Below are 16,287 nucleotides of genomic sequence, written 5' to 3'. Positions count from 1 at the left end.
AAGGATCGGCGGAGGGTCACACGATGAGGAAATCCGTGTGGTCGAGGGCGGCATGGTTGTCCAGCACCGCGATCAGGACGGCCTCCTTCTTCCCGCTGCCGTCGGCGTCGTAGAACAGCTCGCCGGTCTTCTGCTTGTAGAGGATGCGGTCGTCGGCGTCCGCCCTGGCCGCCTTGGCCGGGCCGAGTTCCTTGAACTGCTCGGGGGCCAGCACGCCGGTCTCGAGGCGGCGGAAGACCGCGTGGTCGAGGTGGAACAAGTCCTCCTGCGACGCGAAATCCGTGACGTGATCGACGTTGCCGGGGCCGGGCCGGGTCTCGAACACGAAGCTGTCGGCGCCCTCCCCGCCCGTGAGCCGGTCGGAGCCGAGCCCGCCCGCGAGGCGGTCGCCGCCGCCGCCGCCATCGAGCTCGTTGTCGCCGGCATTGCCGACGAGCGTCTGGCCGAACGCGTTGCCGGTGAGGGAGAGGGGCGCGCAGCCGGTGCTCCGGGCGAGTTGCAGGGCTTCGATCTCCTGGCCGGGGTCGAGCGCGTAGCTGCTCGTCGCCACGACCCGGTCGGCGCCCTGTCCCCGGCCCTCGAACACGCGGTCGCCGGGCCTGTCGACGAAGTAGGTGTCGTCGCCGGCCCCGCCCACGAGCGTGTCCGCGCCGCGCCCGCCGCGCAGGACGTCGTCGCCCGCATCGCCGAACAGCCGGTCGACGCCGGCCGTGCCGACGAGCGTGTCGTCGCCGCCGAAGCCCAGGACCGGGTTGCCGCTGCCGTCGGCCTCCAGCCGGTCGGCGTCCCGGCCGCCGACGATGAAGGCGACGCCCTCGCCCTTGTTCAGGAAGCCGTAATCGATCCCGGTCGCCTGGCTCGCCGCGGCCACCAGGTTGTCGAAGGCGGCGGCCGGCGTCCCCGCCGCCGGACGGCCCGCGAGTTCCTGGAAGAAGCGCGCGTAGGCGTCGAGGCCGAGATCCTCGTAGACTTGGTAGAGCAGGGAGGCGGCCAGGTCCGCGGCACCCCAGTTGTTGGCGTTCGGCACGCCGGTCGCCGCGCCCAGCGTGTTGGCGAGCGTGAAGCCCTCTTCCTGGAAGAAGGTCTGCGCCAGGTCTTCGAGGATGGATTGCCTGAACTCGCCGAAGGGCAGCGCCCCGAACGCGCCGCCGGGGATGCCGGCCTCCTGCATCGACACGAACCGGTTGGCGATCGCGAAGCCCGTGACGAAGGCGTCCACCTGCCCGAGCTGCGGACCGTAGAACCAGAAGTTTCGCCCCAGTTCGTAGAAGACGGTCTGCTCGAAGGTGCCGTCCGCGGCCGCGCCGGCGTAGAGCTGGTCGAAGGCGGCGGTCGTGAGCTCGATGCCGGTGGCGCCAAGGAAGCCGATCGCGTTCGCCGCGCCCCCGAGGGCGGTGGGCACCTCGGCGATCGTGAGCAGGCCGTTGTAGAGCTTGTACGGCGCCGGGGCCTGACCGGTCAGCGCGCGATAGACGTCGTAGGCCGCGTCGATCCTGTTCAGGATGTCCTCCACGACCTCGCCGTCGAGGTCGTCGGCCGCCGTCAGGAGCGCGACGCGTTGCCCCTGCCACGGATAGAGCGAGACGAGGTAGCCGTCGTACGCGGCGTAGGGCAGCGCCCCATCGGGAGAGATCGCCATTGCCGTCCGCTCCGCTTATCCGGCCCGGATGTCGGGAATGCGGGCAACGCTAATGCGGGCGCGGCCTCGGTCCACCCGCCGCGACGTGGCACCCGTGGGCAATTGCGGCTTAAGCCTTTCGAAGCGGTCGGGCCGGTTCGTGGGAGGGCGGATCCGCGGCGGCCGCTACCCCGGTTCCAGATGCACGCCTCGCCGGACGACGCGTTCAGCATGCGCGATCGCGGGCCGCCGGACGAAAAAAGATAACATATGTATGAAGAATGGGGCGGTGTGATGCGATGCCGGCCGTGCGCGTGCGGCGGAAAACAGCATTCCGGGCTGCGCGACGTCGTATTTCGGCAGGACAAATGCGCAAGATTCTCGGGTCGTTAACGCCGGAGATTCTACGTCGTCGCCGTCTCTTCCTTCGAGTTGATCCGACGACATGCCGAGCCTGCAACGCATCAGCACCCGTTTGCCTGCGGCGACCATCGGCCTCGCGCTGCTCAGCGCGACGGCGATGGGGGCCTTGAGCTGGTCGTCGGCCAAGTCCGGCCTCGTCCAGGCCGCGGGCGAGCGCCTGCAGCTCGCCGCCGAGGCGCGGCGCGACGCGATCGAACTCGTCGCCGACCGGATGCAGGCCGACTTCCTGTCGGTCGCCGGGCATCCGCAGGTCGCCTCGAACGCGCCCGATCTGATCGAGACGCTCGACCCGGCCAAGCCCGATCACGCCGCCGTCACGGCGGCCCTGCGGGATCTCGCGACACCGGAGGCGCGCCTCGCCTTCGACGCCGCCGGCACGATGTACGGCCGCCGCCACGCCAAGGTGCAGGAGGTGGCCCGCCGCCTCGTCGCCGATCCCGGCTACGGCGACCTCATCGTCGTCGATGAGCAGGGCCGCATCGCCTACACCACGACCAAGGGCGCCGATTTCGCCAAGTCCCTCGACGATCCGGCGCTCGCCGGCAGCGGCCTCGCCCGCCTCGCCGCGCGGCTGAAGACGCAGGATGCGGACGCGGTCGTGTTCGAGGATTTCTCCGCCTATCCCGTCGGCGAGGGGCCCTCCGCCTTCATCGGCCGGGCCCTGACCAAGCGCGCGAACGTCGCCATGGGGACGGGGCAGGCGGCGGAGCGGTTCGGCTTCATCGCGCTCCGCGTGACGCCGGCCCTGTTCGACCGGACGCTGTCCAAGCGCGTGGGCCTCGGCGAGACCGGACAGATCGTGGCGGCGGGTGCCGACGGGCGCCTGCGCTCCAACCCGCCCCTGGCCCGCGGGGTGCGGGCCGGCGCCCCGCTCGCCGCGATCGGCATCCCGGCCGAGCGGGCCGGTGCCGGCGGCAGCTTCGCCTACGCGACGCCCGAGGGCGGCCAGATGGCGGCGAGCGCCGCCGTCTCGGTGCTCGGCGCGCCCTGGGCGGTGATCGCGCAGCAGAGCGAGGCGGAAGCCGTGCGCGCGGCGAGCGCCCTGTCGCGCACGCTGGCCCTGATCGGCCTGTGCGTGCTCGCTGGCACCGGGCTGGCCGGCCTGCTGCTCACCCGCTCCCTCGTCGTGCCGCTGGGCGCGCTGACCCGCGCGCTCCAGGCGCTCGCCGCCCGCCAGCCCCTGGCCGAGGTGCCGGGCCACCGCCGCCGCGACGAGATCGGCGACATCGCCCGCGCCGTGGTAACGATCCGTGACCTGTCGCTGGAGGAGGCGGCGCAGCAGCTCAAGACCACCGAGGCGGCGCGGATGCGCGAGGAGCAGAGCCGCCGCGCCCTCCTGCGCGACCTCGCCGACCGCTTCGAGCAATCGGTCGGCGCCATCGTCGCGCGGGTCTCGGAGGCGGTGGGCGGGCTCCAGGCCTCGTCGGGCCGGATGCGTCACTCCGTCGAGAGCACCGCGGCCCGCTCCACCAGCGTCGCGGGCGCCGCGCAGCAGACCGCCGGCAACGTCAACGCGGTGGCGGCGGCGGCCGAGGAACTCGGCGCCACCGTCGAGGAGATCGGCCGTCAGGTCGAGCAGGCGGCCGGCATGTCGGCGCAGGCGGTGGAGGCGGCGAGCCGCACCGAGGAGACGATGGCCGCCCTCGCCGCGGCGGCGAACCGCATCGGCGACGTGGTCGGCCTCGTCTCGACCATCGCCGGCCAGACCAACCTGCTCGCCCTCAATGCCACCATCGAGGCGGCGCGGGCCGGCGAGGCCGGACGGGGGTTTGCCGTCGTCGCGGCCGAGGTGAAGGAACTGGCTTCCCAGACTGCACGGGCGACCGAGGAGATCGGCCAGCAGGTCGGCGCGATCCAGGCCGCGGCGGGCGGGGTGTCCCAGGCGATCCAGGACATCGCCGCGCAGATCCAGACCATGAGCGGCGTGACCACCGGCATCGCCACGGCGGTCGAGGAGCAGGGCGCGACGACGCAGGAGATCGTGCGCAGCATGGCCCAGGCCTCCGCCGGAACCGGCGAGGTGACGGCGAGCATCGCCGCCGTGGCCTCCGAAGCCGACGATGCCGGCCGCGCGGCCGGCGCCGTCGCCCAGGCGGCGGACGCCCTGGCCGAGCAGTCCCACGCCCTCCGTGCGGAGATGGAGCAGTTCCTCTCCAACGTCCGGGCGGCCTGAGCATCGCAGGACGGGCCGTGTCGCGCTCGCGCGCATTGATCGCGGGCCGGCGTGGTTCTATCCCGTCGCGATGACGAACCCGATCCACATCGTCGGCGGCGGCCTCGCCGGGTCCGAGGCCGCCTGGCAGGTCGCGCAGGGCGGCCGCGCCGTCGTGCTGCACGAGATGCGGCCCCATCGCGGCACCGACGCCCACCAGACCGACGGGCTGGCCGAACTGGTCTGCTCCAACTCCTTCCGCTCGGACGACGCCAACGGCAACGCCGTCGGCCTGCTGCATCAGGAGATGCGCAGCCTCGGCTCCCTGATCATGCGCGCGGCGGACGCGAACCAAGTCCCCGCGGGCGGGGCGCTCGCCGTCGATCGCGAGGGGTTTTCGCGCGCCGTCACCGCGGCGCTCGAAGCGCATCCCAACATCACGATCGTCCGCGAGGAGGTCGCGGGGCTGCCGCCGGAGGCGTGGGGCTCGACCATTCTCGCCACCGGCCCCCTCACCTCCCCGGCGCTGGCCGAGGCCGTCGGGGCGCTGACGGGCCGGGAATCGCTCGCCTTCTTCGACGCCATCGCCCCGATCGTCCACCGCGACTCGATCGATATGGGCAAGGCCTGGTTCCAGTCCCGCTACGACAAGGCGGGTCCCGGCGGCACCGGGGCGGACTACCTCAACTGCCCGATGGACCGGGAGCAGTACGAGGCCTTCGTCGCCGCGCTGATCGCGGGCGAGAAGACGGCGTTCAAGGAATGGGAGGCGACCACCCCCTATTTCGACGGCTGCCTGCCGATCGAGGTGATGGCCGAGCGCGGCCCCGAGACCCTGCGCCACGGGCCGATGAAGCCGGTCGGGCTCACCAATCCGCACAACCCGACGGTGAAGGCCTACGCCATCGTCCAGCTGCGCCAGGACAACGCGCTGGGCACCCTGTTCAACATGGTGGGCTTCCAGACGAAGCTCCGCCACGCCGAGCAGGTCCGGATCTTCCGCACGATTCCGGGGCTGGAGAACGCCGAGTTCGCCCGGCTCGGGGGCTTGCACCGCAACACCTATCTCGACAGCCCGCGCCTGCTCGACGCGACCCTGCGGCTGAAGGCGCGGCCGCAGCTGCGCTTCGCCGGCCAGATCACCGGCTGCGAGGGCTATGTCGAGAGCGCCGCGGTCGGGCTGATGGCCGGCCGCTACGCGGTGGCCGAAGCGGAGGGCGGCGCGCTCGCCCCCCTGCCCCCGACCACCGCGCTCGGGGCGCTGATCGGCCACATCACCGGCGGCCATCTCGCGGCGAACGAGGCGGCGGAGGCGAACGCGCCCCGCTCGTTCCAGCCGATGAACGTGAATTTCGGGCTGTTCCCGCCGCTGGAGCGGATGCCGCGCAACGAGACGGGCAAGCGCCTGCGCGGCCCCGAGAAGGCGGCGCTCAAGAAGCGCGCGCTGACCGACCGGGCGCGGGACGACCTCGCCGCCTGGATCGCGGGCGACGGGCTTCCGCACGCGGCGGAGTAGAACGCCGCTTCGCCCGGCGTCGGGGCGCTGCCCCGACCACCCGCCGAAGGGCCGTGCGGACCTTTTGGAAAGCCGGGCTCTTCAGAACGGGCCGGGCTTCGACCAGACGGTGTGGTTGACCTGATCGATGTAGGACAGGACGATCCGCACCACCTTGGTCGAGACCGCGCCGCCCTGGTAATCCGGGACGGAGCCCGCGAAGCGGCGACCCTCGCCGATGCCGTCGCGCACCGCGCGCACCGCCTCGACGAGGGAGACCTTGCCGAGCGGCGCCACGATCAGCGTGCCGGCATCCATGCCCTCGGGCCGCTCGTGCGCGTCGCGAAACGTGACCGCCGGCAGGTCGAGGAGCGCGGCCTCCTCGGCGATGGTGCCGCTGTCCGACAGGACGCAGTGGGCGCTCGTCTGGAGCTTCACGTAGTCGATGAAGCCGAAGGGCGGCAGGAAGCGCACGCTGTCCGGGAGCGCGAGGTCGCCCACCGCCTCCAGCCGGGCACGGGTGCGCGGATGGGTCGAGACGACGATGGGCAGGCCGAAGGCGGCGTGCAGGCGGCCGAGCTCTTCCAGGAAGACCCGCAGCCGGGCCGGTGAATCGACGTTCTCCTCGCGGTGGGCGGAGACGATGAAGAACCGGTCCGGCTCGAGCCCGAGCCGGGCCAGCACGTCGGAGGCCTCGATCTTCGGGCGGAACGCGGCGAGCACCTCTTCCATGTGCGAGCCGACCTTGAAGATGCGCTGCGCCGGCAGCCCCTCCGCCAGGAGGTAGCGGCGGGCATGCTCGGTCAGCACGAGGTTGACGTCGCTCAAGTGGTCGATGACCTTGCGGTTGATCTCCTCCGGCACCCGCGGGTCGAAGCAGCGGTTGCCCGCCTCCATGTGGAAGATCGGGATCTTGCGCCGCTTGGCCGGGATCACCGCGAGCCCCGAATTGGTGTCGCCGTAGATCAGCACCGCGTCGGGCTGTTCCTGTTCGAAGACGGCGTCGGCGCGCTCGATCACCCGGGCGATCGTCGCCGCCGCGTTCGGTCCGGCCGCTTCGAGGAAGTGATCGGGCCGGCGGATGCCGAGGTCGTCGAAGAAGACCTGATTGAGCTCGTAATCGTAGTTCTGGCCGGTATGGACCAGAACGTGGTTCGTCAGCCGGTCCAGCGCCCGGATCACGAGCGACATCTTGACCAGTTCGGGCCGGGTCCCGACCAGGGTGAGGATCTTGCGCAAGGGTCTCGTCCCGAGTCGGAAGCTACGAAGCGGCCCGCGCCCGCCTGTCGGGCTTCAGGGCTTGCTGGATGTAGTCGAGCTTCATCAACAGATCGATGATCTGCTGCTGGTTCATCCGCTGCGTGTTGTGCGAGGTGTAGTCGTCGGCCGCCGAGATCGCGGTCTCGCCGGAGGTGAAGAACTTCGAGTAGTTGAGGTCGCGGTCGTCGGCGGGGATGCGGTAGAACCCGTCCATGTCCTCGGCCCGCGCCATCTCCTCGCGGGAGACCAGGGATTCGTACAGCTTCTCGCCGTGGCGCGTGCCGATGATCTTGATCTCGTTCTTCGCCTCGAAGATCGTCCGCAGGGCCTCGGCCAGATCCTGCACCGTGCAGGCGGGGGCCTTCTGCACGAAGATGTCCCCCTGCCGCCCGCGCTGGTAGGCGAACAGCACGAGGTCGACCGAATCCTCCAGCGACATCAGGAAGCGGGTCATCGCCGGATCGGTGATGGTGATGTCGCGCCCCTCCTTGATCTGGTTCACGAAGAGCGGGATCACCGAGCCGCGCGAGGCCATGACGTTGCCGTAGCGCGTGGCGCAGAGGATCGTGTCGTCCTTCTGCAGGATGCGCGACTTGGCGATCGTCAGCTTCTCCATCATCGCCTTGGACAGGCCCATGGCGTTGATCGGGTAGACCGCCTTGTCGGTGGAGAGCACCACCATCCGCTCGACGCCGGCGGCGACCGCGGCGTTCAGGGTGTTCTCGGCCCCGAGGATGTTCGTGCGCACGGCCTCCATCGGATAGAACTCGCAGGAGGGGACCTGCTTCAGCGCCGCCGCGTGGAAGATGTAATCGACCCCCTTCACCGCCTGCGCGATCGAGTTGTACTCGCGCACGTCGCCGATGAAGAAGCGGATCCGCGGATCGCGCAGGAGGATGCGCATGTCCTCCTGCTTCTTCTCGTCCCGGCTGAACACGCGGATCTGGCCGATATCCGTCGCGAGGAAGCGCTGGATGACCGCGTTGCCGAAGGAACCGGTGCCGCCGGTGATGAGGAGTGTCTTGCCCGAGAACATCAGCGGACCTGCGAGAAGGATGCTTCGTCGAAGCGACGCATGCTGCGGATCAGGTCCGGCCAGGAGGGCGGCGCGTAGCCGACAGCCGCCCGGAACCGGTCCGAGTTGAGGGAACGGTCGATCGCCACGGCGTCGTCGGGCTCGATCTCGGTCGCGACGCCGTAGATGTCCTTGACGATCGAGAGAAGGTCGAACTTGCTGATCGGGTCCACGCTCACGTGGTGGACGCCGCGCAGGGACGGGTTCGGAAGCACGTGGTCGGCGATCACCCGCGCGAGCTCGTCGGTGGTGAGGCCGGAGAAGATCGCCCGCCGGTAGCCGCGCACCTGCCCGCTCTGGGACAGGAACCACTCGACGAGACCGTTCCGGCTGCCGATCTCGCGGCCGATGATGGAGGTGCGCAGGGTCACGGCGTTCGGGTAGTCGACCTCGCCCAGGAGCTTCGAGCGCCCGTAGAGATCCTCCGCATCCGGCGCGTCGCTCTCGCGGTAGTCGCCCTTGCGGCCGGTGAAGACGCAATCGGTGCTGACATGGATCAGGCGCGCGCCGACGAGATCGGCCAGCCGGGCCAGCCGGTGCGGCAGGATGGCGTTGATCGGAATCGCCACCAGCGGGTCCTCGGCGGAGGCGAGCTGCTTGACGACCCCGACGCAGTTCAGGACCACGTCGGGCCGCACCTCCCGCAGGAAGCCGGCCAGCGCGTCCGCATTCTCGACATCGACCCCGATCGTGATGTTGGCGGCGCTTTCTGGAAAGATCTTCTTCACCGCCGGCGAGCGTGCCGTCGCATAAACTGAGCCGGGAAAGCGGCCGGATAAATATTTAAATGCGGCGCTTCCGAGCATCCCGGACGAGCCTAAGACTGCGATCTTCAAGTTCTCAGACCTCTACCAGCGGACGCGCTTGATCCATGGCGCGAAAAGAGCCTGTTTCCGGATTTGCGGCGATTTTCATCGATGAAGTGCCACGGAAATCATAGAACCACGCCGCGAGCAAGCGTCTTTGTGCACCCCAGGCGAGTTCGGGCGAGCGTCCGTCGAGGTAGTCGAGGGCGCAGGCGATCGCGAGATGTCCGAGATCGGTGGGCGCCCGCATCCAGTCCGGTGCCGCCTCCAGCCGGTCGAGGATCGCGGCGATGGCCGCCTCCTGCCGCGCCACCACGCGGTCGAGGCGGTCGTCGTGGGGACCGAGCCGATCGACGAACCGGCGGATCACCGCCTCGGCCAGGCCGTCGCCCAGCGCCTCGCGCCGGAGGGCGTCCCAGGCCTGAGGCCCGGGCGGGATCAGGGTGTGTCCGGACAGCGTATCGAGGTAGCGCGCGATGACCGGGGAATCGAACAGGGCCGAGCCGTCGTCGAGGAGGAGCGTCGGGACCTTGCAGGCGGGATTGTGCCGGCGGAGCGCCTCGTCGGTCCAGGGATCGACCCGGACCAGGCCGACCTGCGCCGTCAGATCGAGTTCGACGATCGCTGCGAGGATCTTGCGCGAGAACGGCGATCGCGGCGCGTAGAACAACTGCATCAGCTCGATCCCGCCTCGCTTCGCCTCAATCGCGGCCACACCATCGTTCGCGTCTCGATAGGGCCCGACGGCGAAGATCGCTTTCGCAGGCGCCGCTCGAAGCCGGGAAGGCTCCCGGTTTCTTCCCGTGTGAGGCGCCGATCTGCGGAGGTCGCGCCGATGCGACGAAGCACCGCTCGAAGACCGTCATGCCCGCGCGAGTACGTCCATCTCTATCGGGGGCAAGTCATGGCGCCAAGCACCAACGTCGAAGGGAGCCGCGATCGTTCGCTTTTGCCGAAATATCCTCAGGTAATTTTTGCACGATTTTATTCATCTAGGTTGCATAGTTGCCTTCTTTGACCAGCCGTGAAGCGCTGTCTTGGACTCAGACCGCGCCGCACCGCCGCGGCTTCTTCGCGTCGATGCCGGATTTAGCCAGGCAAGGCGGCTCACTGCCCGGCGGCCGCTTGTCGGTATCTGGGAACTAGGCTAATGGCCCGAACCCAACCGCCGGAGTTGGCGCTCCGCACCGCGGGCCTTCGACCGAGGGCTCCTCCGGGGCCAGAGGCGGTCCGACGACCGCTGCCGAACGATCGGCCGTCCTGCCCGCCAACGATGGGAAGCATCACTTGACCCTTTCCGGAAAACGGGTGCTCGTCACGGGCGCGGGCGGCTTCATCGGGAGCCATCTCGCCGAGGAAGCGGTGCGGCAGGGCGCGAATGTGAGGGCGCTGCTGCACTACAACGCCATGCGCGATCGCGGGAACCTGTCCGGCATCGCCCCGGAGATCGACCGCGAGATCGACTACGTCTTCGGCGATATCATCGACCCGGAATACGTTCAGGCGATCACCGCGGACATCGACGTCATCTTCCATCTCGCCGCCCTGATCGCGATCCCGTACTCGTATCTGGCGCCGCGCAACTACGTGAAGGTCAATGTCGAGGGCACGCTCAACGTGCTCGAGGCGGCGCGCCGGCACGGGGTGCAGCGCGTCGTCCATACCAGCACCTCCGAGGTCTACGGGTCGGCGCAGTACGTTCCGATCGACGAGGCCCATCCGCTCCAGGGGCAATCGCCCTACTCCGCCTCCAAGATCGGCGCCGACAAGATCGCCGAGTCCTATTATCGCTCCTTCGAGGTTCCGGTCGTCACCGTGCGGCCGTTCAACACCTACGGCCCGCGTCAATCGGCCCGCGCCTTCATCCCGACCGTCATCATGCAGGCGCTGGAGCCGGAGCGGAGCGTGATCAAGCTCGGCTCGACCACCCCGGTGCGCGACCTGACCTTCGTCACGGATACCGCGAACGGCTTCCTGACGGCGGCGGTGACCCCGGGCATCGAGGGCGGCACCTTCAACCTCGGCGTCGGCTCCGGCCAGACGGTCGGCGAGGTGGCGGACATGATCCTCGAGATCGTCGGCTCGAAGGCGGTGATCGAGACGGACGAGCAGCGCATCCGCCCGAGCAAGAGCGAGGTGGAGCGGCTGATCTCGGACAACCGCCTCTTCCAGGCGCAGTCCGGCTGGGCGCCGAAGGTCGGCCTGCGCGAGGGGCTGGAGCGGACGATCGACCATTTCCGCTCTCATCACGATCGGCGGGACGTCGATCGCTACGTCGTCTGAGAGCGAAGCGATGAAGGCCATCATTCTCGCCGGCGGCAAGGGCACACGCCTGATGCCCTACACCGCCGTCATGCCCAAGCCCCTGATGCCGATCGGCGAGATGCCGATCCTCGAACTCCTGCTGCGCCAGCTGCGCCAGCACGGGGTGACGGACGTCATCCTGGCCGTGAACCATCTCCATCATCTCATCCGGAGCTTCTTCACGGACGGGTCGAATCTCGGCCTCAACATCACCTACAAGGTCGAGGACAAGCCGCTGGGCACGAGCGGGCCGATCGCCGCCAACCTCGATCAGCTGCCCGATCACTTCATCGTCACGAACGGCGACCTCCTGACGACGCTGAACTTCTCGGCGATGGTGCGCGAGCACCTGGATCGCGGCGCCGCCGCCACGATCGCGACCCATCGCCGGACCCTGCAGGCGGATTTCGGGGCGCTCACCGTGGGGCCGGACCTGACGGTGTCGGAGTATCGCGAGAAGCCGTCGATGCATTTCGAGGCCTCGATGGGCCTCTACGTCCTCTCGAAGCAGGCCGTCGCGCCCCTCATTCCGGCCGACACCTTCTTCGACATGCCCGATCTCGTGCGCGCGCTCCTGGCGTCGTCGCAGAAGGTCGTGAGCTATGTCGAGGATTGCGACTGGATCGATATCGGCCGGCCGGACGACTACGCCCGGGCCCAGGAACAGTTCACGGCCCGGCCCGAGCATTTCCTGCCGGCGGCCTGACGAACCGGCCGCCCTTCCCTCCTCCGCCAGGCCGGAGAGCCGGACGCCATTAAGCGTCAGGAGCGGCCGATCCGCGAAGCGTAGCTCGCCTGCAGGCCGTCGATGAGACCGACGCGCGGCGCCCAGTCGAGCGCGGCGCGGGCGGCGGCGTTGTCGCAGACGAGGCGGTCGGACGGCGCGTCGGCCGGCTCCGCGACCGGTCGGACCGTGATGCTGCGATCCGGCTCGGTCCGCCGCACGGCCGCGATCGCGGCCTCCGCGAGTTGTCGGACCGAGTGCCCGGCACCGGAGCTGATGTTCAGCGTGCGGCCCGGCGGCAGGTCCGGCCGGCGTGCCGCGGCGAGCAGCGCATCGACGGCATCCCGAACGTAGACGTAGTCGCGGACCGGATGCAGGGCGCGGAGCACGATCTCGTCCGTCCTGGCGATCTGACCCAGGAGGGCGGTCGCCACCGTGTCGGTCATCTGATCGGGGCCGTAGATGTTGGATGGGCGTAGCGTCACGGCCCACCGCCCGGTCGCGACATGGGCGGCGACCAGGGCTTCCGCCGCGATCTTCGAGGCGGCGTAGATGCTGCGGCCGCGGGGCGGCTGGTCCTCGTCGAGCGCGATCGGCGATCCCGTTCCGTAGACGGCGGCGGAGCTGACGAAGACGAGGCGGGCGACCGCCTGCGCCGCACAGGCGGTCAGGACGTTGCAGGTGCCGGTGACGTTCGCGTCGGTGAAGTCCCGGAACGATCCGCCGCCGCCGCCCCGTCCGCCGAGATGGAAGACGATATCCGCGCCCGCCGCCGCCCGGATCACGGCCGCCTCGTCCAGGAGATCGCCCTGCATCAGGGTGACGCGGCCGGCGCGCTCCGGCTCGCCGTCTCCGGCCAGGGGCCGGCTGCCCGCCGCCGGATCGCGCACGAGGACCGCGACCTCGGCTCCGAGCGGGATCAGGGCCCGGACCAGATGCCGGCCGAGGAAGCCCGAGCCTCCGGTGACGAGCACGCGGACGCCGTCGAGCGAGGGGCGCGCCTCCATCCCGGTGCTCAAGCGGCGTCCTGCGCGTCGGGACGCGGGGGAGTGAGCAGCCATTTCAGGAGAAGCGGCGACAGGTCGGCCGGACGGCGTGACCCGGCGGCGTCGGCCGCGGGCCAGGACCAGCCGATCCGCTCGGCGCCGCGCACGACGGGAGCCGCGGCGAGACGGCCATACAGGTCGAGCAGACCGCAATCCCCCATCGACTCGTCGATCATGAGGCGGTCGCTCCGGCGCATCAGGAGGCCGCCGCGGCGTGCCCCCGGACCGATCAGGGCGCGCAGGTCGAACGCGTCCGCCGGGTCGTCCCGCAGGATCGCCCCGAACGCGTCGAGTTCCGACCAGAGGCCGATCGCGAGATCGGCCGCGGGCGTCGCCTGAAAGGTCCGGAAGAGGCGGCGCAGGGCCCCACCCTCGACACCGTCGCCGGCCTCGATCACCATGAGCGACGCCGCGCGCGACCGCTCCAGCGCTTCGTTGATCGCCGCGGCCGCATCTGCGCCGCCCGAGCGGAGCGTGGTCGCGCCGGGATGGAAGTTGCGCAGAAGCTGCGGCAGGCCCTCGGGTTCCCGTCCCGTTTCCACCAGGATCGTCACGGCGAGCCCATCCGCCTCGGCCGTGCGCAGGGTGGTCAGGCTTCGTTCGAGCGCCCCCCGGTCCCGCCCGGCTCGCAGGATGATCTCGATGTCGTTCCCGGCGGGCGGCGGCGCCACCGAGCGCCAGATCCGGGCCGGAGCCAGGTTCAGCGGATCGGCCGCGCGGGCGCGCCCGAGCAGATCGGGATCGGCGTGGCCCGATCCCGCCGGGGCGGACCCGATCACGTCCGTGAAGAACCCGTTGCGGGGCGCCGGCCAGCCACCCGTCAGGATGATCTTGCGCAGGTGCCGGCTCCGCGTCTCGTATCCACTGAGCAGGCGCTTGAGTTGGCCCGCGGCGTCGGCGAGATCGTCGGGATCGATGGTCAGCGGAGCGATGGCGCCGTGATGCGCTTCGAGAAAGGCTGCGGCACCGGTCCGGTTCGAGAGCAGAATCGGCGCGCCCGATATGGTCGCCTCGATCGCCACGTGGTTGAAGGCGTCGGAACGCGAGGGAATGACGACGACCGACCGGCCGCGGAAAGCGCGCGACCACAGCTCTTCTTGACTGAGCTCGCCGAGATATTCGGCGGGAACCCCTCGCTCGCGGGCCAGAGCGAGAACCGTCTCTGACCAGCCTGGCTCCGAAGAAGCCAACGGATCCTCCGGACTGCAGAGATAGCAGTTACGGTAGAGGGAACGGGGAACCCGCGCGGCGATCTCGATGAAGAGATCGGGGCCGTCGTTCGGGTCGAACTGTCCGACGAACCAGAGATCGGGTGATCCCTCTCCCGGAGGATGGGCCATGGGCGGCGGCGGTACCCTGTCAAGGACATCGTGCATGTCGATGACCGCCGAGGTCTTTGTCCGATCGTGCTCGCCGTCGTTCTCGTCGGAATCGGAGTCCGAGATCGTGTAGCTCACGTCGGCGCCGGCGAGGCAGCGTCGCTCCAGATCCTCGGGAAACTCCGCCGCCGGGATGCCTGTCGCGTCGGCGTTGCGGTTGCTGACGCTCAGCGAGCCCGACACCCGCAGAGAGATCGTTCCGACACCGATGCCGAAGGCGGCGAAGATCGGACGGATGAGATGCGCCACGGGAAAGAACGAGGGCACTTCGACCACATCGAGGAACTGGCCTTGGAGCGGCACGGCGATCTGGCAGAGGCGCTTCGCGTGAGTGTTCTCCTCATGGCCCACCAGCATCAGCGTGCCGACGAGTTCACGAGGCTCGAGGAAACGGTCGAAGCCGTAGGGATGTGCGTTGGCCGGAAGCCGGGCACGCACCTCACCCCTGAGGTCGCGCCCCCGCGAGGGATAGAGGAAGGTCCAGTCCGGATGCCGCTCGATCATCCGGCGATAGAACACCTGCCCGTCGCCGCGTGCCGAGAAGACGTCGAAATCGCAGATCAGGGCGCGGATCGGCCGGCGCCCAGCCGTCGATCCGGCTGCGGCCGGGTTGGTCATTTGAAGAGCCGCCATTTTTTCGCCGCGAGGATCGAGGCCGACGCGAAGAACGACGCCCGCGTAGGGGCGGTCGCATCGCCGGGCGCCGGCTCGGCCTGGGATGGTCCGTCCGGTCCGACCCAGGCGAGATAGGAACCCGGATAGAAGCTTGGCGCGACCTTGGTTCGGCGCATGTGGTCGTACTCGGAATCCCACCGCCCTCGGATTGCCGCGAGTTCGTCCCGCACGGTCGTTGCGGTCGCGTCGGCGGGCAGAATCCAGGTGTAGGGCCGGTCTGCCAAGCGCAAGCCCAGACCGCAGGCCGCGTTTGCCAAGATCGGCAGGCCCTGCGCGATGGCGGCCGAGACCCGGGAATCGAGCGCCTCCGGCGCCGGACTCGTGAACCAAACGAGGTGCGGGCGCAGGATGCAGACCAGCTTGTTGAGATCGAAACGATCGGCCGGACCGAGATCCCGCAGGGCGGTAGACGACGCCGTCGGCGACCCGTCGAGGCTGAAGAAGCGGGCCGCAAGGCCGCCATCGCGAACGGCGGCGACGGTCTCGGCCACGAGGCGATCCGTGGGACGATCCGTGGGACGATCCTTGGGCTCCGAGGCGTCGTTCCAGATCACGATGCGCAGGTCCTCGTCCGCATCGAGCCGGGCCGGATGCACGCGGAACAGGCGAAGCTTGCGCGGCTCGGGATTGAGACCGGTCGTGATCGACAGCCCCGGCAGCCGGTCGCGCAGAGCGGCCAGCATGTTGTCGCTGCACGCGACGATGCGGGTGGCCTGCCGGGCGAGCGCCCGCATCGTCTCGTCCGCCTCTTTGCCCGAGTTCCCCGGCGCCGAAGGGATGATCATCGGGGTGAGATCGAACGGACAGCCGAGCGCATCCACGACCTTCTGCAGGGCGGGCCTGAACCGGGTTGCAAGCAGGTCGATCCGGCCGATCCGCAGAGTCTGCGCGAGCGACGCCAGCGCCGAATCGGCCGGCCGCACCGTCACGGCGCCCGGTGTGTCGGGCAGCCCGGAGGAGAGGAGGAGGCGCCCGTCCTCGAGCCAGCCGAACAGGACATGGACCTGGCGGCGGACGGTCTCCTGATCGTGGGTGGCGAAAACCTGTCGGCGGACGGCCCCCTGAATGTGGGCGGCGAAGCGCTCCGCGAATCCGTCCCGCTCTTCCAGCAGCAGCAGCAGCGCCGGCCGGTCGGGATGGAGACGTTCCAGCAGCCTTTCGAAAGACTCGCGCTCGGCCGGCGTCGTGGCGAGGTAGGGTCCGAGCGGCAGGCCGATCGGGATGTCTCGCAACGCCTCCGGCGGGATCTCGGTGACCTTCTCCGGATCGAACCCGTAGCGGTCGAACTGCGCCGCATCGACGACGCGATGCCGGGTCTCCCGCCTGAACT

General features: G+C 69.8%; 14 protein-coding genes. 5 read left to right on the top strand and 9 right to left on the bottom strand.

Annotated features, from left to right (window positions below):
* Positions 1 to 16 precede the first annotated feature (16 nt).
* Both ABS772_RS09545 and ABS772_RS09540 read right to left on the bottom strand, forming a co-directional pair.
* Positions 17 to 1,639 (bottom strand): calcium-binding protein, encoded by a 1,623-nt coding sequence (locus ABS772_RS09545; RefSeq protein ID WP_350394021.1) that lies wholly within the window; start codon positions 1,637 to 1,639, stop codon positions 17 to 19.
* Positions 1,640 to 1,804: 165 nt separating this feature from the next.
* On the bottom strand, positions 1,805 to 2,167 hold the full coding sequence (locus ABS772_RS09540) for a hypothetical protein (protein WP_350394041.1): 363 nt from the start codon (positions 2,165 to 2,167) through the stop codon (positions 1,805 to 1,807).
* On the opposite strand from ABS772_RS09540, the gene ABS772_RS09535 reads away from it, so the two are divergent.
* Both ABS772_RS09535 and trmFO read left to right on the top strand, forming a co-directional pair.
* Positions 2,064 to 4,214, top strand: coding sequence for a methyl-accepting chemotaxis protein (locus tag ABS772_RS09535; RefSeq protein ID WP_350394020.1), 2,151 nt, complete (start codon positions 2,064 to 2,066; stop codon positions 4,212 to 4,214). The two genes, ABS772_RS09540 and ABS772_RS09535, sit on opposite strands and share 104 nt — an antisense overlap.
* Positions 4,215 to 4,284: 70 nt before the next feature.
* Complete coding sequence (gene trmFO / locus ABS772_RS09530; RefSeq protein WP_350394018.1) at positions 4,285 to 5,709, top strand: methylenetetrahydrofolate--tRNA-(uracil(54)-C(5))-methyltransferase (FADH(2)-oxidizing) TrmFO; 1,425 nt, start codon at positions 4,285 to 4,287, stop codon at positions 5,707 to 5,709.
* An 81-nt stretch (positions 5,710 to 5,790) separates the two neighbouring features.
* Here the strand turns inward: trmFO and wecB are convergent, their stop codons facing one another.
* The 4 genes from wecB to ABS772_RS09510 are packed head-to-tail and all read right to left on the bottom strand — an operon-like array spanning position 5,791 to position 9,505.
* Positions 5,791 to 6,927, bottom strand: a complete 1,137-nt coding sequence (gene wecB, locus ABS772_RS09525; protein WP_350394016.1) for a non-hydrolyzing UDP-N-acetylglucosamine 2-epimerase — start codon at positions 6,925 to 6,927, stop codon at positions 5,791 to 5,793.
* Positions 6,928 to 6,949: 22 nt separating this feature from the next.
* Positions 6,950 to 7,984 carry a polysaccharide biosynthesis protein gene (locus ABS772_RS09520; RefSeq protein ID WP_238258144.1) on the bottom strand — a complete coding sequence of 345 codons (1,035 nt, stop codon included), beginning with the start codon at positions 7,982 to 7,984 and terminating at the stop codon, positions 6,950 to 6,952.
* On the bottom strand, positions 7,984 to 8,859 hold the full coding sequence (locus tag ABS772_RS09515; protein ID WP_350394014.1) for a dTDP-4-dehydrorhamnose reductase family protein: 876 nt from the start codon (positions 8,857 to 8,859) through the stop codon (positions 7,984 to 7,986). The genes ABS772_RS09520 and ABS772_RS09515 overlap by 1 nt, the downstream gene beginning before the upstream one ends.
* A 4-nt stretch (positions 8,860 to 8,863) precedes the next feature.
* Positions 8,864 to 9,505, bottom strand: coding sequence for a glutathione S-transferase family protein (locus tag ABS772_RS09510; RefSeq protein WP_350394012.1), 642 nt, complete (start codon positions 9,503 to 9,505; stop codon positions 8,864 to 8,866).
* 611 nt (positions 9,506 to 10,116) lie between these two features.
* Here ABS772_RS09510 and ABS772_RS09505 point away from each other — a divergent pair.
* Positions 10,117 to 11,112, top strand: a complete 996-nt coding sequence (locus ABS772_RS09505; protein ID WP_350394010.1) for an SDR family NAD(P)-dependent oxidoreductase — start codon at positions 10,117 to 10,119, stop codon at positions 11,110 to 11,112.
* Between the two features lie 10 nt (positions 11,113 to 11,122).
* Entirely contained in the window at positions 11,123 to 11,839 is a 717-nt protein-coding gene (locus ABS772_RS09500; protein WP_350394008.1) for a nucleotidyltransferase family protein, read from the top strand.
* 56 nt (positions 11,840 to 11,895) lie between these two features.
* Here the strand turns inward: ABS772_RS09500 and ABS772_RS09495 are convergent, their stop codons facing one another.
* From ABS772_RS09495 to ABS772_RS09485, 3 genes are read right to left on the bottom strand one after another with little or no spacing between them, the layout of a single operon-like run.
* Positions 11,896 to 12,876 (bottom strand): NAD-dependent epimerase/dehydratase family protein, encoded by a 981-nt coding sequence (locus ABS772_RS09495; protein ID WP_350394006.1) that lies wholly within the window; start codon positions 12,874 to 12,876, stop codon positions 11,896 to 11,898.
* Positions 12,873 to 14,915 (bottom strand): glycosyltransferase, encoded by a 2,043-nt coding sequence (locus tag ABS772_RS09490; protein ID WP_350394004.1) that lies wholly within the window; start codon positions 14,913 to 14,915, stop codon positions 12,873 to 12,875. The genes ABS772_RS09495 and ABS772_RS09490 overlap by 4 nt, the downstream gene beginning before the upstream one ends.
* The gene (locus ABS772_RS09485; RefSeq protein WP_350394003.1) at positions 14,897 to 15,886 is read right to left on the bottom strand and encodes a hypothetical protein; all 990 of its coding nucleotides are present in this window, start codon (positions 15,884 to 15,886) and stop codon (positions 14,897 to 14,899) included. Before ABS772_RS09485 ends, ABS772_RS09490 begins: the two co-directional genes overlap by 19 nt.
* Before the next feature lie 69 nt (positions 15,887 to 15,955).
* Here ABS772_RS09485 and ABS772_RS09480 point away from each other — a divergent pair.
* Positions 15,956 to 16,287: hypothetical protein (locus ABS772_RS09480; RefSeq protein WP_350394002.1), on the top strand; the 332-nt coding region annotated here is incomplete at its 3' end.

It is taken from the genome of Methylorubrum podarium (genome assembly GCF_040270385.1).
Classification (GTDB): domain Bacteria; phylum Pseudomonadota; class Alphaproteobacteria; order Rhizobiales; family Beijerinckiaceae; genus Methylobacterium; species Methylobacterium podarium.
Note: the sequence above shows the minus strand (reverse complement) of the source record. Positions and strands in the feature narration are given on the sequence as shown.

Excerpts from the sequence above, each read along its gene's own strand:
- ABS772_RS09535 (WP_350394020.1), top strand. The coding sequence starts at position 2,064 with ATGCCGAGCCTGCAACGCATCAGCACCCGTTTGCCTGCGGCGACCATC.
- ABS772_RS09520 (WP_238258144.1), bottom strand. The coding sequence starts at position 7,984 with ATGTTCTCGGGCAAGACACTCCTCATCACCGGCGGCACCGGTTCCTTC.
- ABS772_RS09500 (WP_350394008.1), top strand. The coding sequence starts at position 11,123 with ATGAAGGCCATCATTCTCGCCGGCGGCAAGGGCACACGCCTGATGCCC.
- trmFO (WP_350394018.1), top strand. The coding sequence starts at position 4,285 with ATGACGAACCCGATCCACATCGTCGGCGGCGGCCTCGCCGGGTCCGAG.
- ABS772_RS09545 (WP_350394021.1), bottom strand. The coding sequence starts at position 1,639 with ATGGCGATCTCTCCCGATGGGGCGCTGCCCTACGCCGCGTACGACGGC.
- ABS772_RS09490 (WP_350394004.1), bottom strand. The coding sequence starts at position 14,915 with ATGGCGGCTCTTCAAATGACCAACCCGGCCGCAGCCGGATCGACGGCT.
- ABS772_RS09510 (WP_350394012.1), bottom strand. The coding sequence starts at position 9,505 with ATGCAGTTGTTCTACGCGCCGCGATCGCCGTTCTCGCGCAAGATCCTC.